We start from the raw sequence: 25,469 nt of genomic DNA, 5'->3' as shown, positions 1-25,469 counted from the left end.
AATGAAAAATAAACAATTAAAACTTATTCTAGTAAGCACACCTATAGGTTATCTAGGCAGTGGGAAAGGAGGAGGGGTTGAACTTACTATTATTTCTCTGATAAAAGGATTAATTTCATTAGGTCATAAAATTATTTTAATTGCACCAAAAGGTTCAAAAATACCTTTTGAAAGTGAATTGCTTGAATTAAGATTAATCGATGGCATTGATCAACCTAGTTGGCAACATCAGAAGGAAACAGACCCTGTATTAATTCCATTAAATAGTGTTTTACCGAAGTTATGGGAAACGGCTATTGATTTAGCAAATCATTCCGATGCAGTTATTAATTTTGCCTATGATTGGCTTCCTTTATGGTTAACAAAAACTCAAGGAATTAAAATCTTTCATTTAATTAGTATGGGTGCTGAATCACTTGTAATGAAAGAAATTATTAGTGAAATAAGTCAACTATTTCCATATCAATTAGCTTTTCATACCAAAAGACAATCAGAAGATTATTGTTTGAAAACAGATCCAATTATTGTTGGTAATGGTTTTGATATGGAAAATTATTCATTTAATGAAAAAGATAAGGGTCCATTAGGTTGGGCTGGAAGAATTGCACCAGAAAAAGGTTTAGAAGATGCAGTAAAAGTTGCAAAAGATCTAGGTGAAAAATTATTGGTTTGGGGACTTATTGAAGACAAAGAATATGCTTCAAAGATTGAAAATACTTTTACAAAAGAAAGTATTGAATGGAAAGGGTTCCTTCCAACGAATGAATTTCAAGACCAATTGGGCCAATGTAGAGCTTTGATAAATACTCCTAAGTGGAATGAAGCCTACGGCAACGTAATTGTTGAAGCTATGGCTTGCGGTGTCCCAGTGATTGCATATGATCTTGGAGGACCTGGGGAATTAATTGAAGATGGTTTTAATGGTTTTTTGGTGAAACCAGATGATATTGAGGGATTGATAAATGCAGTAAAATCAATTTCAGAGATTAAAAGAAAAAATTGTAGGGATTGGTTTGAAAAAAAAGCAACTAACAAAGTCTTTGCAGAACGTGTTCAAAATTGGCTTTATAAAGGTTTAAATAAAAAATATCTCTGAAGACTTTTAAGATTAATTTAAAAGTTTAAAGAAATCATTTCAGTAATTTTATATTTGATTAAATTAAAAGTTATAAGAAATCTGCTCGAAAATAAGAGCCATATTATTAAATCAAAGCTTTTTATCTCTGATTAAAAGTACTAAAAGGTAAAGATTAAAAAACGATCAATTTCTATTGAAGTGAATTTATTAAATCTTGCTTGCTGCATTTCTCAGGAATTATAACAATGCCTAAATCGTCTTGTAGCCTCTGCAAATCTATTACCGAGTCTTCAGTTATTGAACTTATTACATCCTCAAGACTTGCTCCCATATCATTTGACATCTCAATCAACATACGCAAAGTCTCATCTTTTAAAGAGAGATTTACGTTTACATAAACGTTTTGATCTGAGCTATGATCTGAGTTCATAAAGAAAATATTAAGATATCTTGGGGTTGTTTGGGGTGATTTATTAAATAGCTTCAGAAAATGACTTTTTTGGAATTTTTTTTAGTTTAATTCTTTTTGAATTTTTCATTTCACTTAAAAATGGACAAAAAAAATCTTCCTAAGTAATGACTTAGGAAGATTTACCAATTTTGTTTAAGCCTTAAAACATCTCACCTTTTAGTTTCTCAGCCCACCCTGAAAGCCTTTCATCAGTCATGTCTGACTCACTATCTTCATCGAGAGGTAATCCACAAAATTCTTCTCCAACTACACTTTTTGATTCGTCAAACGTGTAATCAGATTTGGCAGTGTAACCAACCATTGAAGCCCCTGCTTGTTGGAAGTACCTATGAAGCTCTTCCATTGCATCACAGTAGTTTTCTGTGTAAGTAGAAGAATCACCTAAGCCGAAAATTGCAACCTTCTTGCCACTAAGGTCTAGTTCTCCGATGTCTTCAAGGATTGAATCCCAAGCAGTTCCTGATCTTTCAGAGTCAGCACCGGTATTCCATGTAGGGATTCCACAAATAACCCCATCATGTCCAGCTAATTCACTAAGGTCATCGACATCTGAAATATCCTTTGGACCTTCAGCAGAGTCAAGTAAGCCGTGCAGCCGTTCAGCTATATCTTCGGTTTTACCTGTTGTTGTAGCGAAGTAGATTCCTACAGTCATGGAGCAATTTAAAATCAAAGATATTTTAAAGCAGCTTTGCACATTTAGAGTGAATTTGGCTTTTTTTAAATTTTCTTGTCTATTAAATATTGATTTTTGATACATAAAAAAGTCAATATTTACTCCTTTGCTTTTTAGGTAACTAATTTCTAATATTGGGTTTCGTTGGAATTACTATTCTTAAATCTAGTTTTAAGAGGGGTTCTCAGAGAAAAAACTTCAAAAAAAGATGGAAGAAAAAAATTGATTACTATCTATTTGAGATTAACTTGCAAAAAAATTGGAAAATCATTAAACAAGATATTTTTAAAGATCTTTATCTGAAAACATTTGTATTGGCTAGTTGAAAGCCTTTGTTCTAAAACGAAACGCTGTCTTAATTTTGTGTTTGTAAAGCCTTTCAGTTATTTGGAGATTTAATTTTGAGTAATGGATATACCCTTTTCGTTTAAATTTTGTCGATTTATAAGCTTGGTCCCATCATGCCAAAACCACTTTGAAGACCAAAGGAGATTATGACAAAAGTACTGATAGCTAAGCCAATTAAAACAGATGTGTAGAGCCTATTGACTCCATAACCAGCTTCAACAGGATTGAAATCAGCAACTACAAAAGATTTTTTGCTGTATTTCCCTCTGTCAGCAAGCCCTATTGCGCCTAGAGCTGTTTGAGGTGTAAGTGAATCACCCTCGTCATCGAGGAACCAGGGCTTTTTGGTGCTGTTGCTTTCAGTAACTGATTGAGCGACGGAAGTTGCGGGAGAAGAACTATTAATTCGACTGGAATCTTCTTTGAAAAATCTGGGGAACATATATGTATGCCAGAGGCCGATTACACCAGCCCAAGCAACCATGCTTACTCCAGCTAATCCGAAAAGAATTTCTTTAAAACCGAATTCCATAAATCAAACCAATTAATTTACGCCTTTCTAGAGGCAATGATTACACCATATCAGAAGTAATGCGAGTCAACTTAGAGAGTTATTAAAGCTTCTAAATTCGGCCCAATTTGTTACAGAATCCTTAGGGTCTTCTTCTTGATCTGCCTTTTTGGCTCTCATATGCCAGGATTTAGCACATAAATATCCTAGATGGATGAACACACTTAAATTATTGCTGGTCCTATCACCAGTTATTTTTACTCTTGCATTTGCCGATTATTGGTTGCGTAGGTGGGGAGTATTTGTCTGGGATAATGGCCCAACCATTAAAAATGAGCAAGTTTGGGAAGATACTGCAATTGTTGCTGATAAAGGAAGACCTGCAGGGGGCTACCCAGTTTTCACTGTTAGAACTTTGGCGGTGAATGCATTGGGTATTCCAACAGTATTTTTCCTTGGTGCGATTTTCGCAATGCAATTTATTCGCCGTGGTGTGATAAACGCATAATTAAAAAAATAAAAATAAAAATAATAAGAGGCTTATCAAGGGGTAAGCCTTTTTTTGACTAAAAATAAATAATTAAAATTTCTATAGAATATTTTTAAATTATTTTTTTCTTTAATAAAAAACAACTTAGACCGCTTATAATGCTGATAGAAAAAATTTTGTTATGGAAAGTCAAGAATCAAATCTTATTGAAAATAATAGCCCTACAGCTGTTCTAGAAAATACTGAAACCGAAATTGTCTCTTCAGTTAATCAATCAAACATCAGTAATAAAAAAGAGGTATTTCCAACAGATCAAAATCTTATTTCAGAGATTATAGAGGATGCTTTCCCAAAAGATAAAGCAAATCAGCAATTAGGAATTCCTCAATCAGATACTTTTGCGTTTGCTAGTCGTATATTTTTCTTATGGGTTTGGCCAATAGTTCTGCATAACAAAGTCAGAAATTTAATTAATAATATGAATTTTGCCCAGCCTTACTCTAGTCCTGGAGAAAATTCATACTCAGTAAGTGATACCGAAACCGTCTATACAATGACTAAAGACGCTTTTGCAGGAAAAGGCGGAATGAAATTTATGGGGATTAGATTTATGTCTATTTGGGTTTTCCCAGTTGCGATAACAGGAGCAGTTATGGAATTTCTATTCGTAGGACCACTTATGGGAACTAACCCTTTTGGGTGATAGCTAAATAAATAAATTACTTTTTAGGGAAAGTAGTCAATAATTAATTTTATTTTTATACGTTCCTAAAAGGGAAAAAAGGTGTAACTTTTTTTGTTGGGTTGCTGCTTGCAATAGATTTTCCTCTGATGTACATGAATAACCCAAGTGTGATTATCATTACAGGAGGATGCAGAGCCAATGATCTTCCAATTAGTTGTAGTTCTTCCCCTGACATTTGATAAATTTAATTCTCTATCTAGACTATAGCTTCTAAAGGAGCTGAAGAAAAATAATTTAATATATATAAAAGAATTTTTCTATTGATTATTATTTCTATAACTAAGCTTTAAAACTAAAATTGAAAAATTAAAAATAAAGGTAATTATATTTGCAACTAAAATCGGAATCGAATGGATGTTTAAACCGTAAATAATCCAACAAATTAGACCTGTTATAAATAAAATCAACATAATTAATGATACATCCTCTGCTGATTTCGTTTTCCATGTTTTATATAATTGGGGTATAAAAGCAATTGTAGTGAGCAATGCTGCTGAAAAACCAAATAAATCTATATAATTAAATTCGCTCATTATTTTTTAGGGATAAATACGCGTCAAAACTATATAGCAATGCAAAAATAAGTATTTAGTTTTAACATGGATTCATATTTTATTATATAGATCTTATGGGTGATCAGTCTGATTTTAATAATAAAGTTTTAGGTGAGAAATTGGAAACTTTATTAGATGTAGATAATGAGACTAAAAGATGGAATGAAGGCCTATTAATAAAATCACTGATTCTTTTGCCAATAGTAATTTTTTTAATAGGCTTAGTTATTTTTAATAGACCAGAAAATTTAATAGATCTTTTATTTTTATTCCTTTACCCGATAGCCCTAATATTGATAGGTTTGACAATTCTATTTGTTATGAGAAGCAAATTAAATTAGAAGATAATAATAGAATCTTTTTACTTTAAATCTTGTTTTGATGTAGCCAATAAGGTTGTCCCAATGTAAGCTATTGGTAATTAAACATTAATATCCAATGGCAGGCGGACCATTATTACAACTTTGGGAAAACCTATTACCATTTGCTAAGGATCTGAGAATTCGCTTTGCAATAGCAATGCTAGGAAATGTTTTAGCAATACTCTTTATTTTCTCCTTATGTAAATTGTTTATTCCAGGATTGGAAGAACAACTATTTAATTGATTTTCTAGCCCAGAATTGATACATTTCTCTAAAAGAATTAGGATTTAATGTTTCAAATTTATCCCATAATTCTAAATCTTTTAAAGATTCTATATCTCTATTGTCTATCTGATATTTATCTTTTATATCTTTTGAAAGAGTAAAACCTAGGAATTCTAGATTAGATACTTTTAGCATCTTTTTAATTTCAATTAACGAGTAACAGTTTTCGTGACTATGAAAGCAGAGATCTCTACACATTGAGGTTGAGTAAAAATCTGACCAATTAGTTATTTCATTTAACTTCTTTATTTCACCATTAAGAATCTCATTTCGGAAGCTTCTTATTTCATTAATGCTTGGTTTAAGATCTTTTTCTTTGATTAGTTCTCTTGCTTTTAGTATTTCTTTTCTTGCATATTTGCTGTAGAAACCTAACTTTAAAAAACCTTTTGCTTCTAATACATCATATAGATTTGATAATCCCTTAGTAGGATCATTCATATGGTGAAGAACACCTGAACATTCTATTAAATCAAATCTTTTATTTATTGATTTTAATTCAAGTAAATCCATTTCTATAAAATCGACATTTTTCAATCCATATTCATCGACCTTTCTCTTTGCATATGAGATGCTTGAATTGCTTAAATCGATTGCTGTTATTTCACAATTACTATATCGGGATGCTTCAAGTATTTGAATCCCTGTTCCACAACCAGCTATGAGTATATTTATTTTTTTATTTTTTAATTGATCTGAATTAGATTTAACTGTATTTGGATAAATTTCAGAATTAATAACCGATAAGAAATTTAATTTTTTATCTTTAACATATGAATTATACCTCCATCTAGGATATGGGTTTAATTCGTACTGATTTTTAACTTCCTTAGATATAAAATCTTTTATATCTCCCACCTTTTTAATTCCTTTTGAAATCTTTTTTTCATCATTTAATTCCTTGATTTGTAAATCAATGAGATTATTGAATTCTTTATTGTTTGATACATAATCATTCAAATTAATGATCACATTGTTTATTGAAGATAGAGATTGGTAGCAGGAGATTATTGCTAGTTTATAATTTTGATTTATATTATTATTGATGGTTTTCTTAAGTTCTTTTAGTTTATCCTCTTCTTCTATGGAGATGTAATATACATACTCATTTAAGAAACATTGTGATCCCAGACCTATAGTGAAATTTAAAATATTATTACTTATTTTATCTTTATCTGAATAGCACATCAGAATATTCTTGCGTACGTTTCTTAAAACTTTTTCCCACAATGGAGAGCAAAATATGAGTAATGAAAGTGCTTTTACTAATTCTTTGTCTTTAATAAGAATATTAAATTCATTATTCTCATATAATTCCGATTCTAAAATCGATAATTTTTCTAATACTTCTTTGGAGATCAGGCTGTTTATATTGCCAAATAGTTCTCTATGAGAAATATCTTTCCTATTTAATATATTATTAAGTAATTCTCTATTATCTTTCTTTGATGTATTTAATAATTCTCCTTTTCTGATTAATTCACTTATTAGTTGAAAACTTAAATCACTATTTTTATTCAATAAGATTTCTTTTTTTGTAAGTGAGAGTGACTTTTTATAATCACCCATTTGGTTATATATCGTAGCTAGGTTTAAATAACAATTTTTTAGTTTTTTATCTATCTCTATTGCCTTCTCTGTATGTAATATTGCCTTTTCTAGTTCTTGTTTTTCTTTGTAGCATGCGCCTAGGTTTAAATGAGCTATAGCAGATTTATTATTTATTTCCAACGCTTTTAAATAATATTTTTCTGCCTCATCATATTTATTAGAATCTTTATTTAGTAATCCTAAATTTATGTAAGCATCAAAATAATTATTATCTAGTTTGATTGCTTTTTCAAGTGATAATTCAGCCTCATTATATTTATTTAGACTTTTCAGAATTAATCCTTTAATACAATAGCTATTTGGAAGACTCGGCTTTAATTTAATGGCATCTTCAATTATTATTTCTGCTTTTTCTAAATTATTTATCTTATAATATAAAAAAGATAAATTTAATTTTGAGAAAATATGATTTGGATAGCTATTGATACATCTTTCATATAGTTTAATAGCTTTATCATTTTGATTTTTGTCTTCACATATAAGTGCATAATTTGAAATTATGTCTGCATCAGAGTACCCATTTTTTAAAAAAGTTATGTATCCTTTTTCTGCTTCATCTAAATTACCTTTAAGATGATGACCGATTGATTGTGCTTTCAGATCCTTTTCTGAAAGGTTTCTGAGTTTTCTAGAAGAGCCTTTTTTCTCTTTTTTCTTTTTCCCGAAACCACTCAATGATTTTTATTTAATTAACACCAATATACTAAAATTCAAAATCCTATTTTTGTTAACTTAATAAATTTAGAATTTACAAACTATATTTACTAGGTGTTGATCTATAAATTTAGAGTTAATACTATTTTCTCAACTCTTCCTCCTCCGATATGACTTAATTTTTTATATAATGAATATACAAATTTTAGGATTCAAATGCCTTTAAAGTTAGGCGATCAAATACCTGATTTCTCACTCTCTGATCAGCTAGGAGTTGCTAGGACGAATAAGCAAGCTAAAGGTAGGCCACTAGTTCTATTTTTTTATCCGAAAGATGATACCCCTGGTTGTACAGCTGAAAATTGCGGCTTTAGAGATAAATATGATCTTTTTAAACTATTCGGTGCTGAAGTGTGGGGAGTGAGTGGTGATGATGAAGCAAGCCATAGGTCTTTTGCTGACAAAAATAAACTTCCTTTCCCATTATTGTGTGATACGGACAATTCTTTGAGAAAAGCTTTTGGTGTTCCAAAAGTTCTTGGTTTATTAGATGGTCGTGTGACATATATCATTGACTCGAAAGGTGTTATAAGACATATTTTCAACGACCTTTTAAATGGTCCTGCTCATGTTAATGAAGCATTAAGAGTATTAGGTGAGATAAGAAATTAATTATTTGTGGTTAAAAATTTGATTCCTTTGTTTTCTAAAGTAAGTCCCAATAAATAATCAAGATATTAATTTTCTAGAAATTTCTTTTGATTGTAGTTTTTCTACAACTGTTTCAGAAGAAATTTTTGCAACATCGTTCAAACCGTTTGCATCAAACCATGGGGCTGTTGCCCAATCGAATCCTTTACCAAAAGTGTTGTCTGGAGAAACTATGTACCAATGGCAAGCAGTATCGGGTACATCCACGGCACATTTTGACCAATTATTACTCCACTGAGGTACTTGAACCCAAAGTAAAGTTGAGAAAAACAGAGAAAATAAAGAAGTGAACATATCTTTAGATTTACTTTATCTTATTGGTTTTTGTCCTTGAACGAGGATTTCAAAATTCTTTTTCTGCAAGATAATTAAATAGTAATCATAAGTTAATCTAATTAATCTTCCTATCATCTTTTAAATATCTCAGGCATAAAATTTCTTGACTCTCTTCATTTTCTCCAGAGTTTACTATCCATTCTTTAAATTCTTGATAAAGAACGGATCTGTCTATTCTATTTATTTCAGTCATCCTAATTAAGGTAAGGCTAAGTGTGACTGAAATTATTTCTTCAATAGAAGGGTTATTCTTCAATTTGGTTTAGATCTTAGTTGAATAATCTAATTAAAAATTCTCTCTGACGAGTCTTTTGGGGCATAATTTTATATTCAATTTATCAATCGAATATAATTGCTTATAAATCTTAGATATTTTTATAAATAGTATTTAAAAATAGTTAATATTAGTTTATAGTACTTTTCTAAATCTATTTCTTAATGAAAAGAGAAAGTAAAAACAAATCTTTTTTTATTTGGGTCGAAGACATTTGGGAAGAAATAGAGGTTCAAATTTATGGAATAATAGGTGCAATATTCTTTTTTTGTGTGATTTATTTTATTTTTCAACCTCATTGGATGAGTCCAATATTTGATCTTTTTTCGAAAATTAAATTATCTGTAGGATAAATATTCAATTACTAGAGAATTAATTTCCTTATTATTAGTGATCTAAACTTTTCTCTTTGGCTACTAATTCTATAAATTTCCATACAAGGGCATGTTTATAATCGTCCTTATTTGGACAAGCCGATACTACTTCCTGCCATGAGAAATTATCTTGATCTTTATTGTCTTTTAGTGGTGATCCAAAATCTCTTGCAAGATTAGAAAGAAAAGAGTATCCGAGTCTTTCTGAGGTGTATTGGATGATCTCATCTGAGTAACTCATATAGAGTAAGAGAGTATCAGCTTGATAGTTATGTCTTGTGCATGCACCATCAGAACAACCACTACTCGCAATCTCTAAACATGCTTTATGGTCGTAGGTTTCCTTGATTAATTCAACTAATTTTCCCATTTGATTCCTCCAGCACTAATATAGTTATAGCTAAAAAATTTTAATTACGTATTGAACCAAATAAACAAATAAAATTTAGAAAATAAGTAAATATTATTTTTCGCTTGGTTTGCGATTAAGCAAGTTTACTAGTTCTTTTTTTTTTATTATAAATAATTTAGTCAACAAATCTTGCGTATAACCATCTAAAAAATGCTCCTATAATTGGAATATTACCAAATGTTCCTGAACAAAAATCAAAATAATCTCTATGTTCTTTTACCTTCCCTACTTCATCAAATATTAATCGTGATGCCCCATCGTATACAAATTCGATACCTTTTATTTTTAAACCCATTGTCCATTCAACAAAAGCAATATTCTTATTGATTGCAATTGAATGTGATTTTAAATAAATATCATCACATCTTTTGATTAATCCATCTTGAGCTTTGATATATGCATCAATTCCATTTTTTTCTTGAGTAGGATCAATGAATTTAACTTGTTGATTGTACAAAGATTCCCATTCTTCCCTAGATGGAGCTTTCTCTCCATAAGATAGATTAAAGAATTTTTTTAATTCTTTCTCTTTGATGAGCATTGAATTTTGCGTTGATAATTACAATTTAGATTATTTAAATAAACATCGCGTTTAAGCTATGTCATCAAGATAACTCAGAAATAGCCTAGATTTAGTGTCTATTCATTTAGCTCATATGAACAGGAAGAACATTCTTATTTCTATTGCTGTACTTGGAATAGGAATAATTCTCTATAAATTACTTTTAGGACTTGTCCTCCCAATAGCTTTGTTTGTCTCTCTTGGATATGTTCTGAAATTTTTACTTAAGGGCTCAGCGTCTGATTCTGTTGAGGAGGTTTCTAAGATTTTTACTAACAGTGAGACCTCTTCTTCAATTGACAATATAGTTGAAATTAGGCCTATCGAAGAAGAAAAGCCTGTTGAGGAGGATCAGCCTATCGAAGAAGAAAAGCCTGTTGAGGAGGATCAGCCTATCGAAGAAGAAAAGCCTATCGAAGAAGAAAAGCCTGTCGAAGAAGAAAAGCCTGTTGAGGAAGAAAAGCCTGTTGAGGAGGATCAGCCTATCGAAGAGGAAAAGCCTGTTGAGGAGGATCAGCCTATCGAAGAGGAAAAGCCTGTTGAGGAGGATCAGCCTATCGAAGAAGAAAAGCCTATCGAAGAAGAAAAGCCTGTCGAAGAAGAAAAGCCTGAGTAAATGGTTAAGCTTGGAAAGCTATAATCATTTCTCAAATTTCTTTAATGGATACAAATTCAAAAAAAAGTTTTTGGGATTCAAAGCCTTACTGGTGTCAACCTTGGTCAATTATTAGCTTTGGAGTTTTAGTTTTAATTATTAGTTGGAAACTATTTAACAACATTTTATTTACTTCAATTGTAGGCATTTTTGTTTTTGTCTGGTGGGTATTATTTTTAATACTTGCTCCGAATTCATATCAAGTAATAAATGATAAAGAACAACGATAATTAATTATTGTATTTCAAAAGACTTAAAAATTAATTCTCTGTTTAGACCAGACAAACAAAAATAAGAAATTTTAAGTTAAGTCTTTATTTACCCTGATCCCTACTTGTCTTGGATGGGAAGCCTATGTAGCCACCTGAAAACCGCTTTCGATTTGTCCAATAAAATTCAACTAACTCTCTTGTGGAGCTTGTTATGAGAGTTTCTCTGCCTATTCCTAGTCCGCTTGAAAGCTTTAGACTCTTTGTTGATTTCCAGCTTGAAGTGCTTGAAGATTCCATTAGATACTCCAGTTGATTGGTTGAAAAAATACGCGAAAACTTCCCTGCTCTGTTGACTATTTCATTGACCGTGCTTTGCAAATTAAATGAATTTTTTTAGAGTGGGTACAAAAAATTGAGAGTCTTCAATACGATCGCAACGCCTCTCCATAGTACATCAGTATTACCAAGTGTCAATTATTTTATTTCCTGGATATTTAGTAAAGATATTTATTCTATTAAAGTAATTTAATAATATAGAAAAATTGTTATTAATTAAAACCTATAAATTCTCTTATTTCTATAATATAATGCATAAATTAATTTTTAATAAATCAAGAAATCAATAGAAAGAAAATAAATTAGAAATAATATTATCTAATAATGTATGTATTATTAATTAAATGTAAACTTATCTATAACTAGTATCTCCTGCTTTGAAAAATCGCTAGCCGATATACAATTTATCCACTCTTTATACTCTTGGGCAATAGCTAATTGATCTCCTGGGCAGACCTCTACTGTTCTTTTTAAAATATGCGATAGACCCTTTATTAATATATCTTCTATCGTTTTTTGTTCCTCTTGCATTTACTTATTTTATCTATTTTATACTACCTTTTATTGATACACTTGTCCAGAGACAAATAGCTTTGCTTGAAGTAAGATTTAGTAAAGTTATTTATATATTAAAAATGAACTATGCAACATTAGTTTCATCATTATTGTCTAATGATGGAATAAATCCTAGCTCTTCGATGGTTTCAACTAATGTAAGATTGGTATCCTCCTTGGTTGATTTTTTATCAATAGGTTTAGTTTCTATTTTCGTATCTTTTGCATTTAACTCTATATATTCTTCGCTATTCACTATTGTTTTATAAATAGATTTAATAATTCTATTTATAAAATTAATATTCATCAAATACAATGAAAAGGTAATCCCAATCAGAACTAAAAAAATATTATGAATAAAAAAATATGAGAGAACTAATGCCGAAGAAAGATATTCTATGGCATGATTGAGTTTAATTTTTTTCATGACTAGGCAACATCCTGACTATTTCTTTTGTTTTGTGTTTCTAACAAGGTCAGATCATAAGATGATTGGATTTGATTGTTATAGTCTAATTCATCAACAAATCTTGATAACTTTTCTTTTCTAGTTATCCAATTACGCCTTAACTTTTTAGGTAGGCTAGGGAGATCGACGTCTTTGTTATCGAGAGATCTTGTATATCGTTTTCTTTGCCCACTATCCATTATCGAGTTATAGCTCTCATTGTTTTGAGAGAGATCATTTTGGATCTCCCTTGACTCTGTGATAGCCATTAATTCTGAAAGACTTCTAATGAATGGAATCATGCTGCATACCTCCCTTTATCGTTTTTATTTAGTTCGTTTTTTAATCTTTTATCTTTTTTATAAGCATTTATATAGTGTACGTCATAGGACCCCAATCCCTCTTCCTTCGGGTTGTATAAATGGAATAATCTATTTCTAGATTTTGAAACCTTATTCATGATCTTAAGCCACTCTCTTTTTATTGCTTTTGTCGCTAATACTCTCCACATTAGAACGATGCTTTGGCTTATATTTCTCTAGTAATCTCCTCGTGATCCCCTGCTCTCTGATACTGGCATCCTTAGGTTCCAATTTTAATTGCCTAGAACTTCTAGCGTTTAAGTTGGTGATGTTCATTTTAAGTAATAATAGTGAGAAACATTTTAGGATTAAGGTTTAAACAAGCGAATCAATTTTTTCTCGATTTGACAGTAATTTGCTAAGTTTCTTGTTTTCATCTTGAAGATTGCTTATTATTTTTTTATAAGTCTCAATTTTCTCTTTAAGAGATTTAATTTTCTGGCTTTCAGTCTTCTGAGCGGTTTTATTTGCCTTTTTCTTATTCCCTTTCACTAAGCCCCTTACAGTCGCCTCTGTCATCCTTTCGCCATTCTCCACCGCCTCAAACACTTTTTGTCTCTCCTTGTCGGTTACCCCTTTACTTCCCATTAGGGCTAGTGACCTAGGGGTTAGCGAAGCAAGCAAGTTGTCATCTATATCTGAACCGCCTAGCCAGTTAGTGTACGCGCTTACAAGGTCAACAGCAAATCTTTCCGAGCAATTAATTGCTCCAGACTTGAGAAAGGCTCTCCAGTTCCCAGGCTTGATGTTGCTCTTTATGTCGGAAAGGTTCGCCGCGACAGCCCTTAGCGACTGGCCGACGCAGTTCAACTCATCGTTGATTTCAACGACCGATTCTTTAACGTACTCCACCTGGGCTGGCACGAGCCCCTTAGTAACCTCGCTATTGAGCGGGATACTGGCTAAGTCGACCACCTCTGTAGGCGATAATTCCATAGTTCCAGCTAAGTACATGCTTAATATAAGCCTTGTGACGAATCGGAACAATGGATACTGATGTACTAGGATTTGACTTTTTTGTTAACAGTCATTTTGAGTTTTTGAAATAGTATTTTTATTTTTTGTATATATTTAGAGCAATAAAGCTATTTTAAGAGCTAAGTTAACTAAAAAAAAATGCTAATTGAGGTCAGTTCAATGTCATTAAAACAATCAGATGATATAAAATTATTTATTTAGACAAAAAAATAATTTAAAAAAAGTAAAAATAGGCATAAATACTTCCTTTTATTCTAAAAAGCATGTTTATGGTAAGTGTTGCAATGGGAGCACTAGGTGTAAATACTTGCATGTTTTACTCTTTGTCCTCATCTAAATACTCAGCTTTAAATGATCTTAAGTTGACTTAGAATTTAATTAATTATCTCGGTATGGCTATTTGAAAAATAGAGGTATTGGAAGTACTTCTTGATTTTAGACCCACCAGGTTAAGTCAATCACCATTAATTCTTGTCATATCAAACTAATGTATTTTCAGGACATAATTTCCAGTCTTAATAACTTTTGGAGTCAGCAAGGTTGCTTGCTACTTCAGCCTTACGACTTGGAGAAAGGTGCAGGAACAATGAGTCCTCATTCTTTCCTCAGAGCTATAGGTCCCGAACCTTGGGCTGTAGCTTATCCAGAGCCCTGCCGCAGGCCAACTGATGGAAGATATGGAGACAACCCAAATAGAGCTCAACATTATTTTCAGTACCAAGTTTTAATAAAGCCCTCTTTAGATGGTATTCAAGAAATTTATTTGTCTTCTCTTGATTGCCTGGGTATTTCAGCCAAAGATCATGATATTAGATTTGTTGAAGACAACTGGGAATCTCCAACTTTGGGCGCTTGGGGAGTGGGATGGGAGGTCTGGCTTGATGGGATGGAAGTTACCCAATTTACTTATTTTCAGCAATGCGGTGGTCTTGATTGTAAGCCTGTCTCGATTGAGATCACTTATGGATTGGAGAGATTAGCAATGTATTTGCAAGATGTTGAGAGCATCTGGGATCTTTCGTGGAACAAAAGTAATAAATATGGTGATATCTGGCTTCCTTTTGAAAAAGGGCAATGCAAGTACAATTTTGAAGAATCTAACTCTGATAATTTAAGAAAACTTTTTGAAATTTATGAAGAAGAGGCTCATCAATTAATAGTTAAAAAGCTTCCTGCACCTTGTCTTGACTATGTTCTCAAATGTAGTCATACATTTAATTTATTGGAGGCCAGAGGAGTTGTATCTGTTACAGAGAGAACGAAGATTATTGCAAGAATTCGATCTTTGGCTCGTAAGGTCGCAGAAGCTTGGCTACAGGAAAGAGAGACTCTTGGGTTTCCTCTTCGCTTGGATTCGTGATGATTCCTAATGCTCCTATTAGTATTTTTTGACAAAAAATATATCTAATATTCCAAGTTAGTGTATAAAAAGATACTTTCAGCCGTAAGCGCTCTGGAATGTCTCAATGAATACATTATTATGTGCGGGTCATATTTGTGTGAGGACACAATGAAGCTTTTTCAGCGTTTGCTGGTAGCTCCTGCTGCTTTGGGCCTAATGGCACCAATGGCTGCAAATGCAGATATCACTTCTGTATCAAACGAATCTGAAGTTATTGAAGCTCGTGTTGATGGTGTAGAAGCTCAGCTAGAAGAAATCCAAGCTGGTGCTTTCTCTTCAACCACAACAATGAGTGGTAAGGCAGCGTTCGTAACTGGTTATGTTGATGATGATACAGAGACTGACTCTGACAAAATCACCTTCAACTACATGTACCAGTTGAACATGAACTCTAGTTTTACTGGTGAAGATCTTCTTTATACAAGAATTAAGACTGGTAACTTTGACAAAGGTGGTCGTTTCGCAGATAAAGGGAATGGTACTTACCTTTCTGCTACTAAAGATGGTTCGGCTAACGCACTCAAAGTTGACAAGATTTGGTATCAGTTCCCTGTTGGTGACAGCCTTCAAGTTTGGGTTGGACCAGCGATTGAGAACTACTACATGCTAGCTAGTGCTCCATCAATTTATAAGCCAGTTACCAAGCAGTTTGCTCTTGGTGGTAACGCTTCTACTTATGGTTCAAGCACAAGCCCAGGTTTTGGTGCTGCTTATACTCAGCAGGTTGATGATCCATCTGCAGGTAGGTTTGCAGTTAGTGTTAACTACACCGGAAAGGGTGCAGATGATGCAAAATCTGGAATCCTTGATGACGATGCCAAGGAAATGTTCTTGACTAAGGTTGAGTACGGCACACCTCAGTGGCAAGTATCAGCAGCATTCACCAGTAAAACAAATGGTGAAGCTTATGATGGTTACTACCACACTAAAGCTGGTGAAACTTACAGCAAAGACCTAACTTCTATTGGTCTAAGAGCTTATTGGAAGCCTGAAACTTCAGGTTCTATTCCTCAAGTTCAAGTTGGTTACGACGTAGCTTCTGTTGATGATGCTGCTGTTGGTGATCCAGATGAGATGTCTGCTTGGATGGTAGGTCTAGGTTGGACTGATCTATTTATTGATGGCAACAGAGCTGGAGTAGCATTCGGTTCAAGACAAGCTGCAACTTCTTACAATGGAGCTGGTTCTGATCCTGCAGAAGACAACACTGTTTGGGAAGCTTATTACTCATTCAAGGTTAATGATGGTGTAACCGTCACTCCTGCAATATTTGGTGGATCTGATGTTGAAGCTGATGGCAAAGACGTCAACGGTGCAGTTGTTTTAACAGAGTTTAAATTCTAAATTCCTTTTTAAAACAAAAAAAATCGCCCCTCAGGGGGCGTTTTTTTTTTGCATAAAAAAAGCCCCTATAGAAGGGGCTTTCACCTAATTAAAACTTACCAGCAATTTTCTCCTTCGCCGATAGGAATACAAACATCAGCTTTTTTTGCTTTATCGGCAGCTTTTTGAGCAGCTTCGTCAAGCTTTCCATCTTCGTCTACATCTTGATCAGTGGTCCATTCCTTTGTACCACCTATGCCACCATGTTTTTCTCCAGCGATTGAATGATCTGGAATAATTGCGGTTGTAGCTAATGCCGCTGTTGCTGCTAGGAAAATTCCTATAGGACTTTTTTTAGGCATATGTAATTAAGTTTAATAATATTTTGATATCTTTAGTCTATCAATGAAAGTTCATTTTTTACTTTGTTTAGTATAAAGAAAATCTCTTAATCTCCTAGGCTTCTCAGAAGATTGCTATATGCCTGAAAAATTAAATCTAATTCATCAGATCTTCCATGTTTTGATAGTAATCCTTTTGCTCCAGCATCAAGACCAAATAAGAAATTCCGATGTTCGTTACTTTGTACATAGCTTTGAATCCAGCCTACGCATACATACCTTTCACCATCTTTAACTTCAGCAACAGAATGTAGTTGAGTGCTGGGATAAATTATCATTTCTCCAGCAGATAATTTTATTTCTTCAGTTTTATTGATCGTCTGTATACATAATTCACCTCCTTTATATTCTTCTGGCTGATTTAAAAATAAAGTGAAAGATAGATCGCTTCTTCCTGAGGGCATATAAGGATTATCAATATGTGTGCCATAACCATTTCCAGCTAGGGATCGAGTAAACATGACTCCATGGATAAGACTAGGTAATGTATAACTTTTTAAAAGAGGGTTTGAGATGATCTTATTAACAATAATATCTTTAAGTTCAATTGATAAGTTTGAATTTTTATCTAATTGAAAATTTGATTTTATTTTTGCAGCATGACTTCCTGCAGTCTTTTTGCCATCTTGCCATGAAGATTTTTCGGCTTTTAGCTTTTGAATTATTTGAAGAGCTTCTGATTGATCGATTAGAGAATGAGTTAAGTATTCCATGCTAAATATCTAGATTTAATTACTATCCTAAAGTATAAATAAGATATCAATTTATACTTTAATACGTATCAATGTTGCGAATATATTTTTAGCTATATCTTCTTGTCTAGTCTATACGAAGAAATTAATCCCTTCCCTAGATTGATTGATGAATTTAATTAAGCGTCTTTTTTCTTCTGCAATAGCAGGTTCACTATTACTCTCTTCAGGCTTTAGTCAAGTAAAGGCCTCTGATAGAGAAGTAAGGATTTATTCAGGTAGGCATTACAACACTGATAAGCAGATATATAAGAAATTTGCCGAAGAGACCGGTATAAAAATCCGATTAATTGAGGCTACAGGTATATCTCTAGTTGAAAGATTGAAAAGGGAAGGAGCAAATTCTAAAGCAGATGTGATTCTTCTTGTTGATGCTGCTCGAATTAGTAATGCAGCAAAAAGTGGACTTCTTCAGTCATATAGATCTGATGAATTAGATAAAAATGTTCCATTGGAATATAGAGATCCTCAAGCAAGATGGTATGGCCTTACTAGAAGGGTGAGAGTTATGGTCGCAAATCCTAAAAAAGTTGATGTGAATTCAATTAAAGATTATTCAGATCTTGCTAATCCTGCTTTGGATGGCCTTGTTTGTGTTAGAAAAAGGAGTAGCCCATATAATCAATCTTTAGTAGCCAATCAAATTGTAAATAAAGGAGAAGCTAAAACTAAAGAATGGTTAAAAGGTATGATCTCAAATATTTCTCAGCCTTTTTTCCCTGGTGATATAGGAGTTATAAGAGCTGTAGCTCAGGGTAAGTGTGGAGTAGGCATCGTAAATCACTACTATGTTTCAAGAATGCTTGCAGGTGTCAATGGTAGTAAAGACAAAAGGTTGGCTAAAAAAGTAAAGGTTCTTACTCCTAACCCTGCTCATGTGAATGTAAGTGCAGGTGGAATTGCTAAATATGCTGAAAATAAAGAAGAAGCCATTCAACTCCTTGAGTATCTTGCTTCTCCTACGGGTAGTAAAGGGTTGGCTGGCCCAACATTTGAACATCCATTAATCGGTTTTAATAAAACGGACGAGGTTACTCAATTTGGAGGATTTACTCCTGATGATGTGACTATTGATCAATTAGGAGACAATAATAAAAAAGCAATCAAGCTTATGAGGCAGGCAGGTTGGGATTAAATAATTAATAAATTTTTAATTCTGTTTGTTTTTCAGTAGAAACATAAGATTGGTTTAAACTTATTTCAAAGGAGAGGTGGCTGAGTGGTCGAAAGCGAACGACTCGAAATCGTTTGATAGCTAAAACTATCCGTGGGTTCGAATCCCACCCTCTCCGCATTGATAAAAGTTGCTTTCCGCTTATATGAGTTCTTAAAACTTTTAAACTGATTGTCTTCAATGTGTTTAAAATAAATAAGATAAAAAAATGATTTGAAAAAAATCGATAAGTCGTCATCTTTTTACGATGAAGCAATTAAATTTGTTGATTTAGATGATTATGAGAGTGCTATTAAATCTATTAGAAACGGTATTAATTGTCTTGAGAACCAAGATGATATTGCTTTAGCGTATTTAATTTGTGGCTTTTTGAATGATAAATTGGGAGATAATCTTTCTGCTATAGATGACTTTTCAAAGTCAATTTATTTTGAAGCCAAATTAAATATTATCAATCAAAGGTCTAAAGACATTTCATATAGTGGGAGAAGTAACTCTAGATATAAACATGGAGATTATAAAGGCGCAATAGAGGATAAAATAAAAGCAATAAATATAAAAAAATTAGAAACTGATAAATCCCAGGAATACAATAATATCAAAATTGACTATAGAAATATTTTACTAGGCACTTTTGTAAAAAAAGATTTAGAACCTAAATATTTTGCATTGATTCAAGTTTCAAAAATACGAAAAAGTAAATATGATTTAATTGCAGATTATAAAAAAGTAATAAGTAAGAAAAGAAAAGAGGAAATTATAAAGAAATTGGAGTTAATAAGTGAATCAAAGTATAAAAGCGGAGACTATAAAGGCTCTATCAAAGCCATTCGAAGAGCAGAGAAATATTATTAATTATCAAATAACTTTATTATTTATTATCACCAATAAGGATCACTAAAGAATTCAACAGTAAGTTCTTTTTTTTCCGGTACTGAGTTGATGCAAGCACGAATGACTTCTCCATCTACTTCTATTTCGCAAGCACCGCAGCTGCCTCCAAGACACCCAGTAGGGATCTCGATATTTGCGTCATATGCAGCTTTTAACCATTCAGCGCCTGGAGTGCAATTGCTTGATTTCTTATTAGGCCAATTTATTTTTACAGTTTTCATTATTTAAATTATTTAATTAGAATATTCATATTTATATTTTCTTCGAATGCGTCAGTTAGTAAATCTAATAACTTCTCTCTTTTATCATGATTCTTTTCTTCGTGAGCATTTACTTTCTTTAATCCTTTGCTCTGTCTGATTTTATTTATCCATTGCCTGCGCCATTCATCATTTTCAAAAATTCCATGTAAATAAGTTCCTCCAATAAAGCTTTTATCTTCTTTTTCAATTACCCATCCTAAATTACTGTTTTTAAATAGAGAAATAATATATGGATCTTTATTATTGATCAACTTACTTTCCCCGTAATGCATCTCAAATCCTTTTATGTAATGTGAATCTGGCCATGAAACTCTTTCTTTTCTTTGCGAGGTGTGCTTTATTTCTCCAAAAGTTGTTTTTATAGGAAGAATGTTCATTCCAGTATTTAAAAATGCACTTAGTTCATTAATACTTTCCTGCTGATGTGGGTCTTCTAATGATTTTCCTAGCATTTGTAATCCTCCACATATGCCAAAAACATTTCCCCCATTTTTGGCATACTCTTTTATTTGATTGCTCAATCCACTTTTATTTAAAATCTTTAAATCTTTAATAGTTTGTTTGCTTCCAGGAATGATTAACATATCTGGTTCCCCAAGCTCTTGACCAGGTTCTACCCATCTCATTTGAATACTTGAATCACTAAAGAAAGGGTCTAGATCAGAAAAATTGCTAATTCTGGGTAATTTTATGATTGCTATCTCTATTTCTGCACTTTTATTTATTTGTTTCCTTTCAAGTAGGTCAAGAGAATCTTCAGGTGGAAATATTTCTTTTAGCCAAGGCAATATTCCTAAAACTGGTATCCCTGTTTCTTTCTCTATCCATGTAACTCCTGATTCAAATAAGGTTTTATCGCCTCTGAACCTATTAATAATTATTCCTTTAATTAATCTTTTTTCATCTGGTTTCATCAATGCAATTGTTCCAATAATTTGAGCAAAAACTCCCCCTCTTTCAATATCTGCAACTAAAATGCAATTTGCATTTAAAAATTTTGCTAATTTCAAATTTGTAAGATCTTTATGTTGCAAATTCACCTCTACAGGACTTCCAGCTCCCTCAAGAATTAGCCTTCCGTCTTTTTTTAATAATATTGCTAGCCCTTTTTTGATAGCTTCCCACCCTTGATCGAACCAGTCTTTGTAATAATTTATGGCTTTACTAGTGCCGACGCTTTTGCCTAGATGAATTACTTCACTTGTACAATCCCCCTTTGGTTTTAGAAGTACAGGGTTCATTTCAGCACATGGCTCTAATCCTGCAGACCAAGATTGAAGGGCTTGAGAATATGCCATTTCTCTTCCCTTCGTATCTACCCAAGCGTTATTACTCATATTTTGCCCCTTAAAAGGTATTGGCTGTTCCCCTTTCCTTTTTAAATATCGACAAATAGCAGTAACTATGAGTGATTTACCCGCACCGCTTGATGTTCCTAAAACCATTAAAGGAGTTCGTTTTATTTCTTTAGTCATCTTGGTGATAATTGGTATTTTAAGCATGTAATTAATTTTTTTATAAGTGATATTTTTTTAGTAAATAAATCAGAATCGACCTCTAGGACTTTTCTGCCTATCGGCGTAATACGAACTTTTGATGTAAGACCTTGGCCATCAACTTCTCTTCTCAAAACCCCTATTTTAATTAATTTAAGAAATTCATTCTCTATGAATAAAGAACTATTGATAAACATAAATTCTTGGTTCAAATATTTTGATTTATTCTCAAAAACATTTTGGGCACTCAGGCTCTCTTTTTGAAGACATTGAAAAAGAAAAAAGTTAAAGGGACAGTTTTTTATCCCTTTCTTTGCTCTTCTAAAGATTTTTTTGTCAATCAGCAACATTTAATTAAATGGATTTATTTTTAATAGAAGATCAATAATGATACTAATAATGATTAAAAAATTTAGTTTTCTATGTTTGTGCTTGCCTCTGCATCCAAAGCACGTCAAAAATTACTTGATCAAATAGCCTTGAAACACAAAGTTATTGTAAGTGATTTTGATGAGACACAGCTTCAAGAGTCAGATCCAATCTTAAAGGTCAAATTATTAGCTAAAGGTAAGGCTGAAAGTGCATTGAAAAAGTTGATCAAGGAAAATAAAGCCTTAAATACTTTTCAAGCTTTATTAGGTTGTGATTCTTTGTTTGAGTTTGAGGGGGAAATTTTCGAAAAGCCAATTAATAAAGAGCAATTGATATCTAGATGGCAAAGGATGTCTGGTAAATCTGGATTTTTGCATACAGGGCATTATTTGATTTCACTAGATAATTTCAAATCAGATATGAAAAGTGTTTCAGCAAATAATTGTTCTGAGGGAATTGTGAGCACCAAAATTGAATTTATGTGTTTATCAAATATTGAGATCTTGAAATATTCTTCAACTTCTGAACCATATAATTGCGCAGGGGGTTTTGCGATCGAGGGTTATGGAGGAATATTTATAAAGAAAATAGATGGATGTTTTAGCAATGTTATTGGACTTAGCTTGCCGTGGTTAAAAAATAATCTAGAAAAATTAGGCTTATCTGATTTGCTTATATAGGTATAAAAATTCAGTTAGATATTTTAAGCATAAAAAAAGTCCTCTGTTAGGAGGACTTTTTTTATTTATTTTGGGATCTAATCTAGATCAGGCATTGAAAGAGCAGGCTCTTGTGAACGACTGATACCTTTTTCAAATCCTGCAGCAGCAGCTCTCGCACGGCCAGCATGCCAAAGGTGACCTACAAAAGTAAACCAACCAAGGAAGAACTGAGCACCTGCAAGCCACTGACGCAAATTAACAAAGTTAACCGCATTTGGCTCGGTAATGATTCCACCAACAGAGTTGATTGAAGCGTTAGGAGCATGAGTCATGTATTCAGCAGCACGACGAACTTGCCAGGGCTGAATGTCATTTTGAATTTTGTCTAAACTTAATCCGTTTGGACCTCTTAGTGGTTCAAGCCATGGACCTCTGAAATCCCAGAAACGCATGGTTTCTCCACCAAAGATGATTTCACCAGTAGGTGATCTCATTAAGTATTTACCTAAACCAGTTGGGCCCATTGTTGATCCTACATTCGCTCCAATGCGTTGGTCGCGAACAAGGAATGTAAAACTCTGTGCCTGAGAGGCTTCGGCGTTTGTTGGACCGTAAAACTCAGATGGATATGCAGTGTTGTTAAACCAGATGAAACAGGAAGCAACAAAACTTGCAACACAGATTCCACCTAATGCATAACTTAAAAGTCCTTCACCGTTCCAGATGAAAGCTCTTCTTGCCCATCCGTATGGTTGGGTGAAGATGTGGAAAAGACCACCAATTATTTCAATTACACCCAGGTAAACATGTCCTCCGACAATATCTTCCATTGAGTTAACTCCAACCATCCAACCACCGCCACCCCAAGGTGTTGATAGCAGATATCCAAAAATAATTCTTGGATCAAGTGTTGGATTAATTAGATGAACTTCTCCTCCACCAGGAGCCCAGGTGTCATACGCACCCCCTATGTACATCCAATTGATGGACCATAGAAGCGAACCAACTCCAAGAACAACCAAATGAAAACCAAGAATATTGGTCATTTGGTTTTTATCTCTCCAGTCAGTTGAGAAGAATGGGAAATCTTCCTCTAATTTTTCTGGACCAGCAAGAGAGTGGAAAACACCCCCAAAGCCAAGTATTCCAGATGCAACAAGGTGAATAACCCCTGCAATGAAGAAAGGCCAAACATCTGTAACTTCTCCACCAGGACCAATACCGTATCCAAACATGGCTACGTGAGGCATACAAATTAAGCCTTGCTCCCACATGGGTTTATCCATGGTGAAGTGACTTACTTCGAAAAGCATCATCGCGCCGGCCCAGAAAACAATTAGTCCAGCGTGTGCAATGTGAGCACCTAATAATCTTCCAGAAAGATTGATTAGCCTTGCATTTCCTACATACCAGGCGTAACCAGTCTCTTCAAGACTTTGATTAGGAGCTTTGAGTAAACTATTAAAGGGCGTTTCCACGTGGGAGTACCTCCTCAGGGAATACAAAGTTTTCGTGTGGTTGGTCTACAGAAGACATCCATGCACGCATACCTTCATTAAGAAGGATGTTTTTAGTGTAGAAAGTTTCAAATTCAGGATCTTCAGCAGCTCTGATTTCTTGGCTAACGAAGTCGTAAGCACGAAGGTTTAGAGCTAGTCCAACGATTCCAATAGATGCGGCCCACATACCTGTTACTGGTACAAAGAGCATTAAGAAATGAAGGAAACGCTTATTTGAGAAAGCAATACCGAAAATCTGACTCCAGAAACGGTTTGCAGTAATAAATGAGTAAGTTTCTTCTTCTTGTACTGGATCGAAACCTCTGAAAGTAGAACTTTGAGTTTTACCGTCAGAATACTGACTTGAATCTTCGTAAAGGGTGTTCTGAACTGTTGCACCGTGAATAGCACAAAGTAATGCACCACCAAGAATTCCTGCTACTCCCATCATGTGGAATGGATTAAGAGTAATGTTGTGGAAACCTTGAATGAAGAGAATGAAACGGAATATTGCTGCAACTCCAAAGGAAGGAGCGAAGAACCAACTGTGCTGTCCTAGAGGATAAATTAGGAAGCAAGCAGTAAATACTGCAATAACTGCTGAGAAAGCAAGTGCGTTATATGGACGGATACCAACTAGTCTTGCAATTTCGAATTGACGAAGCATGAAGCCGATAAGACTAAACGCGCCGTGAAGAGCAACGAAATTCCAAAGGCCACCAAGCTGGAACCAGCGTGTTAAATCGCCCTGAGCTTCTGGTCCCCAAAGGAATAGAAGACTATGACCCATGGCATCGCCAGGAGTACTAACAGCGGCTGTGAGGAAGTTACATCCCTCAAGGTAAGAACTGGCTACACCATGGGTGTACCAGGAAGAAACGAAGGTTGTACCTGTAAACCATCCACCAATAGCCAAGAAAGCTGTAGGGAAGAGAAGTAGTCCAGACCAACCAACAAATACGAATCGGTCGCGCTTTAACCAGTCATCGAGGGCGTCAAACCAACCTCGTTCTGTTGCGCTTCCAACAGCGATCGTCATGGGAGGAGCGTTGCTGAGCTTTTGTATACGTCGAGGACTTTAACAACGATGGCGGGGTTTGTGGGTAAATCTTTAACTTGATGAAATCCCTTGTATTGAATTGAGATAAAAGCAAAGTTTTTTATTTCTTCTTATTAAAAGTCAAAAACTTAGTCTCTATAATGTTTTGAAAGGGATGTGCTTCCCAATC

General features: G+C 33.5%; 37 protein-coding genes and 1 tRNA gene. 15 read left to right on the top strand and 23 right to left on the bottom strand.

Annotated elements, in window-relative coordinates:
• The first annotated feature begins 1 nt into the window (after position 1).
• Positions 2 to 1,096, top strand: coding sequence for a glycosyltransferase family 4 protein (locus tag AC6EI0_RS04800; protein ID WP_498523293.1), 1,095 nt, complete (start codon positions 2 to 4; stop codon positions 1,094 to 1,096).
• 172 nt (positions 1,097 to 1,268) lie between these two features.
• Here the strand turns inward: AC6EI0_RS04800 and AC6EI0_RS04795 are convergent, their stop codons facing one another.
• From AC6EI0_RS04795 to AC6EI0_RS04785, 3 genes are all read right to left on the bottom strand, one after another.
• Positions 1,269 to 1,508 (bottom strand): CopG family transcriptional regulator, encoded by a 240-nt coding sequence (locus AC6EI0_RS04795; protein ID WP_498523292.1) that lies wholly within the window; start codon positions 1,506 to 1,508, stop codon positions 1,269 to 1,271.
• A gap of 181 nt (positions 1,509 to 1,689) precedes the next feature.
• On the bottom strand, positions 1,690 to 2,205 hold the full coding sequence (fldA, locus tag AC6EI0_RS04790) for a flavodoxin FldA (RefSeq protein ID WP_498507893.1): 516 nt from the start codon (positions 2,203 to 2,205) through the stop codon (positions 1,690 to 1,692).
• Positions 2,206 to 2,668: 463 nt separating this feature from the next.
• Positions 2,669 to 3,106 (bottom strand): hypothetical protein, encoded by a 438-nt coding sequence (locus AC6EI0_RS04785; RefSeq protein ID WP_498523291.1) that lies wholly within the window; start codon positions 3,104 to 3,106, stop codon positions 2,669 to 2,671.
• Between the two features lie 193 nt (positions 3,107 to 3,299).
• On the opposite strand from AC6EI0_RS04785, the gene psbF reads away from it, so the two are divergent.
• Both psbF and AC6EI0_RS04775 read left to right on the top strand, forming a co-directional pair.
• A complete protein-coding gene (psbF, locus tag AC6EI0_RS04780) occupies positions 3,300 to 3,593 on the top strand; it encodes a cytochrome b559 subunit beta, long form (protein ID WP_269606448.1) in 294 nt (97 codons plus the stop codon).
• 163 nt (positions 3,594 to 3,756) lie between these two features.
• Positions 3,757 to 4,278 (top strand): hypothetical protein, encoded by a 522-nt coding sequence (locus AC6EI0_RS04775; protein ID WP_498523290.1) that lies wholly within the window; start codon positions 3,757 to 3,759, stop codon positions 4,276 to 4,278.
• Between the two features lie 55 nt (positions 4,279 to 4,333).
• Here the strand turns inward: AC6EI0_RS04775 and AC6EI0_RS04770 are convergent, their stop codons facing one another.
• Both AC6EI0_RS04770 and AC6EI0_RS04765 read right to left on the bottom strand, forming a co-directional pair.
• Positions 4,334 to 4,495: a hypothetical protein gene (locus AC6EI0_RS04770; protein WP_498463288.1), complete on the bottom strand. Its 162-nt coding sequence runs from the start codon at positions 4,493 to 4,495 to the stop codon at positions 4,334 to 4,336.
• A gap of 82 nt (positions 4,496 to 4,577) precedes the next feature.
• Positions 4,578 to 4,853, bottom strand: a complete 276-nt coding sequence (locus tag AC6EI0_RS04765; RefSeq protein ID WP_498523289.1) for a SemiSWEET family sugar transporter — start codon at positions 4,851 to 4,853, stop codon at positions 4,578 to 4,580.
• Between the two features lie 95 nt (positions 4,854 to 4,948).
• On the opposite strand from AC6EI0_RS04765, the gene AC6EI0_RS04760 reads away from it, so the two are divergent.
• Positions 4,949 to 5,215, top strand: coding sequence for a hypothetical protein (locus tag AC6EI0_RS04760; protein ID WP_498523288.1), 267 nt, complete (start codon positions 4,949 to 4,951; stop codon positions 5,213 to 5,215).
• A 97-nt stretch (positions 5,216 to 5,312) separates the two neighbouring features.
• Positions 5,313 to 5,480 (top strand): hypothetical protein, encoded by a 168-nt coding sequence (locus AC6EI0_RS04755; protein ID WP_269611017.1) that lies wholly within the window; start codon positions 5,313 to 5,315, stop codon positions 5,478 to 5,480.
• Here the strand turns inward: AC6EI0_RS04755 and AC6EI0_RS04750 are convergent.
• On the bottom strand, positions 5,469 to 7,808 hold the full coding sequence (locus tag AC6EI0_RS04750; protein ID WP_498523287.1) for a tetratricopeptide repeat protein: 2,340 nt from the start codon (positions 7,806 to 7,808) through the stop codon (positions 5,469 to 5,471). The two genes, AC6EI0_RS04755 and AC6EI0_RS04750, sit on opposite strands and share 12 nt — an antisense overlap.
• A 195-nt stretch (positions 7,809 to 8,003) precedes the next feature.
• Here AC6EI0_RS04750 and AC6EI0_RS04745 point away from each other — a divergent pair, with 195 nt between their 5' ends.
• The gene (locus AC6EI0_RS04745) at positions 8,004 to 8,459 is read left to right on the top strand and encodes a peroxiredoxin (RefSeq protein WP_498523286.1); all 456 of its coding nucleotides are present in this window, start codon (positions 8,004 to 8,006) and stop codon (positions 8,457 to 8,459) included.
• A gap of 57 nt (positions 8,460 to 8,516) precedes the next feature.
• Here AC6EI0_RS04745 and AC6EI0_RS04740 read toward each other — a convergent pair whose 3' ends face one another.
• Both AC6EI0_RS04740 and AC6EI0_RS04735 read right to left on the bottom strand, forming a co-directional pair.
• On the bottom strand, positions 8,517 to 8,792 hold the full coding sequence (locus AC6EI0_RS04740) for a DUF8643 family protein (RefSeq protein ID WP_498523285.1): 276 nt from the start codon (positions 8,790 to 8,792) through the stop codon (positions 8,517 to 8,519).
• 97 nt (positions 8,793 to 8,889) lie between these two features.
• Entirely contained in the window at positions 8,890 to 9,090 is a 201-nt protein-coding gene (locus AC6EI0_RS04735; protein ID WP_498523284.1) for a hypothetical protein, read from the bottom strand.
• Positions 9,091 to 9,272: 182 nt separating this feature from the next.
• Here AC6EI0_RS04735 and AC6EI0_RS04730 point away from each other — a divergent pair, with 182 nt between their 5' ends.
• Complete coding sequence (locus AC6EI0_RS04730; RefSeq protein WP_498523283.1) at positions 9,273 to 9,461, top strand: hypothetical protein; 189 nt, start codon at positions 9,273 to 9,275, stop codon at positions 9,459 to 9,461.
• 34 nt (positions 9,462 to 9,495) lie between these two features.
• Here AC6EI0_RS04730 and AC6EI0_RS04725 read toward each other — a convergent pair whose 3' ends face one another.
• On the bottom strand, positions 9,496 to 9,852 hold the full coding sequence (locus AC6EI0_RS04725; protein WP_498523282.1) for a hypothetical protein: 357 nt from the start codon (positions 9,850 to 9,852) through the stop codon (positions 9,496 to 9,498).
• Positions 9,853 to 10,009: 157 nt separating this feature from the next.
• On the bottom strand, positions 10,010 to 10,435 hold the full coding sequence (locus AC6EI0_RS04720) for a nuclear transport factor 2 family protein (protein ID WP_498523281.1): 426 nt from the start codon (positions 10,433 to 10,435) through the stop codon (positions 10,010 to 10,012).
• Between the two features lie 115 nt (positions 10,436 to 10,550).
• On the opposite strand from AC6EI0_RS04720, the gene AC6EI0_RS04715 reads away from it, so the two are divergent.
• Together AC6EI0_RS04715 and AC6EI0_RS04710 are read left to right on the top strand one after the other, a co-directional pair.
• A complete protein-coding gene (locus AC6EI0_RS04715; RefSeq protein WP_498523280.1) occupies positions 10,551 to 11,072 on the top strand; it encodes a hypothetical protein in 522 nt (173 codons plus the stop codon).
• A gap of 44 nt (positions 11,073 to 11,116) precedes the next feature.
• Positions 11,117 to 11,341 carry a DUF6737 family protein gene (locus tag AC6EI0_RS04710; protein ID WP_498523279.1) on the top strand — a complete coding sequence of 75 codons (225 nt, stop codon included), beginning with the start codon at positions 11,117 to 11,119 and terminating at the stop codon, positions 11,339 to 11,341.
• Positions 11,342 to 11,425: 84 nt separating this feature from the next.
• On the opposite strand, the gene AC6EI0_RS04705 is transcribed toward AC6EI0_RS04710, so the two are convergent.
• From AC6EI0_RS04705 to AC6EI0_RS04680, 6 genes are all read right to left on the bottom strand, one after another.
• Positions 11,426 to 11,620, bottom strand: a complete 195-nt coding sequence (locus tag AC6EI0_RS04705; protein WP_498523278.1) for a hypothetical protein — start codon at positions 11,618 to 11,620, stop codon at positions 11,426 to 11,428.
• A gap of 375 nt (positions 11,621 to 11,995) precedes the next feature.
• Complete coding sequence (locus tag AC6EI0_RS04700) at positions 11,996 to 12,190, bottom strand: hypothetical protein (RefSeq protein ID WP_498523277.1); 195 nt, start codon at positions 12,188 to 12,190, stop codon at positions 11,996 to 11,998.
• Between the two features lie 109 nt (positions 12,191 to 12,299).
• Complete coding sequence (locus AC6EI0_RS04695) at positions 12,300 to 12,470, bottom strand: hypothetical protein (protein WP_498523276.1); 171 nt, start codon at positions 12,468 to 12,470, stop codon at positions 12,300 to 12,302.
• A gap of 173 nt (positions 12,471 to 12,643) precedes the next feature.
• On the bottom strand, positions 12,644 to 12,964 hold the full coding sequence (locus tag AC6EI0_RS04690; protein WP_498523275.1) for a hypothetical protein: 321 nt from the start codon (positions 12,962 to 12,964) through the stop codon (positions 12,644 to 12,646).
• Positions 12,961 to 13,122, bottom strand: a complete 162-nt coding sequence (locus AC6EI0_RS04685; protein ID WP_498523274.1) for a hypothetical protein — start codon at positions 13,120 to 13,122, stop codon at positions 12,961 to 12,963. Before AC6EI0_RS04685 ends, AC6EI0_RS04690 begins: the two co-directional genes overlap by 4 nt.
• A 217-nt stretch (positions 13,123 to 13,339) precedes the next feature.
• Positions 13,340 to 13,888 (bottom strand): hypothetical protein, encoded by a 549-nt coding sequence (locus AC6EI0_RS04680; protein ID WP_498523273.1) that lies wholly within the window; start codon positions 13,886 to 13,888, stop codon positions 13,340 to 13,342.
• Between the two features lie 601 nt (positions 13,889 to 14,489).
• On the opposite strand from AC6EI0_RS04680, the gene glyQ reads away from it, so the two are divergent.
• Together glyQ and AC6EI0_RS04670 are read left to right on the top strand one after the other, a co-directional pair.
• The gene (gene glyQ, locus AC6EI0_RS04675) at positions 14,490 to 15,362 is read left to right on the top strand and encodes a glycine--tRNA ligase subunit alpha (protein WP_498523272.1); all 873 of its coding nucleotides are present in this window, start codon (positions 14,490 to 14,492) and stop codon (positions 15,360 to 15,362) included.
• 150 nt (positions 15,363 to 15,512) lie between these two features.
• Entirely contained in the window at positions 15,513 to 16,748 is a 1,236-nt protein-coding gene (locus AC6EI0_RS04670; RefSeq protein WP_498523271.1) for an iron uptake porin, read from the top strand.
• A gap of 95 nt (positions 16,749 to 16,843) precedes the next feature.
• On the opposite strand, the gene AC6EI0_RS04665 is transcribed toward AC6EI0_RS04670, so the two are convergent.
• Together AC6EI0_RS04665 and AC6EI0_RS04660 are read right to left on the bottom strand one after the other, a co-directional pair.
• On the bottom strand, positions 16,844 to 17,089 hold the full coding sequence (locus AC6EI0_RS04665) for a hypothetical protein (RefSeq protein WP_498523270.1): 246 nt from the start codon (positions 17,087 to 17,089) through the stop codon (positions 16,844 to 16,846).
• Positions 17,090 to 17,175: 86 nt separating this feature from the next.
• Positions 17,176 to 17,841 (bottom strand): Fe2+-dependent dioxygenase, encoded by a 666-nt coding sequence (locus AC6EI0_RS04660; RefSeq protein WP_498523269.1) that lies wholly within the window; start codon positions 17,839 to 17,841, stop codon positions 17,176 to 17,178.
• A 148-nt stretch (positions 17,842 to 17,989) separates the two neighbouring features.
• On the opposite strand from AC6EI0_RS04660, the gene AC6EI0_RS04655 reads away from it, so the two are divergent.
• The 3 genes from AC6EI0_RS04655 to AC6EI0_RS04645 all read left to right on the top strand — a co-directional run bounded on the left by AC6EI0_RS04655 (position 17,990) and on the right by AC6EI0_RS04645 (position 19,909).
• Positions 17,990 to 19,015: an extracellular solute-binding protein gene (locus tag AC6EI0_RS04655; protein ID WP_498523268.1), complete on the top strand. Its 1,026-nt coding sequence runs from the start codon at positions 17,990 to 17,992 to the stop codon at positions 19,013 to 19,015.
• Positions 19,016 to 19,085: 70 nt separating this feature from the next.
• A tRNA-Ser gene (locus tag AC6EI0_RS04650) sits at positions 19,086 to 19,172 on the top strand.
• 95 nt (positions 19,173 to 19,267) lie between these two features.
• Positions 19,268 to 19,909, top strand: coding sequence for a tetratricopeptide repeat protein (locus AC6EI0_RS04645; protein WP_498523267.1), 642 nt, complete (start codon positions 19,268 to 19,270; stop codon positions 19,907 to 19,909).
• A gap of 26 nt (positions 19,910 to 19,935) precedes the next feature.
• Here AC6EI0_RS04645 and AC6EI0_RS04640 read toward each other — a convergent pair whose 3' ends face one another.
• From AC6EI0_RS04640 to AC6EI0_RS04630, 3 genes are read right to left on the bottom strand one after another with little or no spacing between them, the layout of a single operon-like run.
• Entirely contained in the window at positions 19,936 to 20,169 is a 234-nt protein-coding gene (locus AC6EI0_RS04640) for a 2Fe-2S iron-sulfur cluster binding domain-containing protein (protein WP_498523266.1), read from the bottom strand.
• Positions 20,170 to 20,177: 8 nt separating this feature from the next.
• Entirely contained in the window at positions 20,178 to 21,686 is a 1,509-nt protein-coding gene (locus tag AC6EI0_RS04635; protein ID WP_498523265.1) for a cobyric acid synthase, read from the bottom strand.
• Complete coding sequence (locus tag AC6EI0_RS04630) at positions 21,683 to 22,057, bottom strand: Npun_F0494 family protein (protein ID WP_498523264.1); 375 nt, start codon at positions 22,055 to 22,057, stop codon at positions 21,683 to 21,685. Before AC6EI0_RS04630 ends, AC6EI0_RS04635 begins: the two co-directional genes overlap by 4 nt.
• A gap of 72 nt (positions 22,058 to 22,129) precedes the next feature.
• On the opposite strand from AC6EI0_RS04630, the gene AC6EI0_RS04625 reads away from it, so the two are divergent.
• The gene (locus tag AC6EI0_RS04625) at positions 22,130 to 22,759 is read left to right on the top strand and encodes a nucleoside triphosphate pyrophosphatase (protein WP_498523263.1); all 630 of its coding nucleotides are present in this window, start codon (positions 22,130 to 22,132) and stop codon (positions 22,757 to 22,759) included.
• A 77-nt stretch (positions 22,760 to 22,836) separates the two neighbouring features.
• Here AC6EI0_RS04625 and psbC read toward each other — a convergent pair whose 3' ends face one another.
• Together psbC and psbD are read right to left on the bottom strand one after the other, a co-directional pair.
• Complete coding sequence (psbC, locus tag AC6EI0_RS04620; RefSeq protein ID WP_498523262.1) at positions 22,837 to 24,219, bottom strand: photosystem II reaction center protein CP43; 1,383 nt, start codon at positions 24,217 to 24,219, stop codon at positions 22,837 to 22,839.
• The gene (gene psbD, locus AC6EI0_RS04615) at positions 24,203 to 25,279 is read right to left on the bottom strand and encodes a photosystem II D2 protein (photosystem q(a) protein) (RefSeq protein ID WP_498463213.1); all 1,077 of its coding nucleotides are present in this window, start codon (positions 25,277 to 25,279) and stop codon (positions 24,203 to 24,205) included. The genes psbC and psbD overlap by 17 nt, the downstream gene beginning before the upstream one ends.
• Between the last annotated feature and the right edge of the window lie 190 nt (positions 25,280 to 25,469).

Source organism: Prochlorococcus sp. G5PB11 (assembly GCF_059772425.1).
This window is presented reverse-complemented; position numbering and strand designations above follow the sequence as displayed.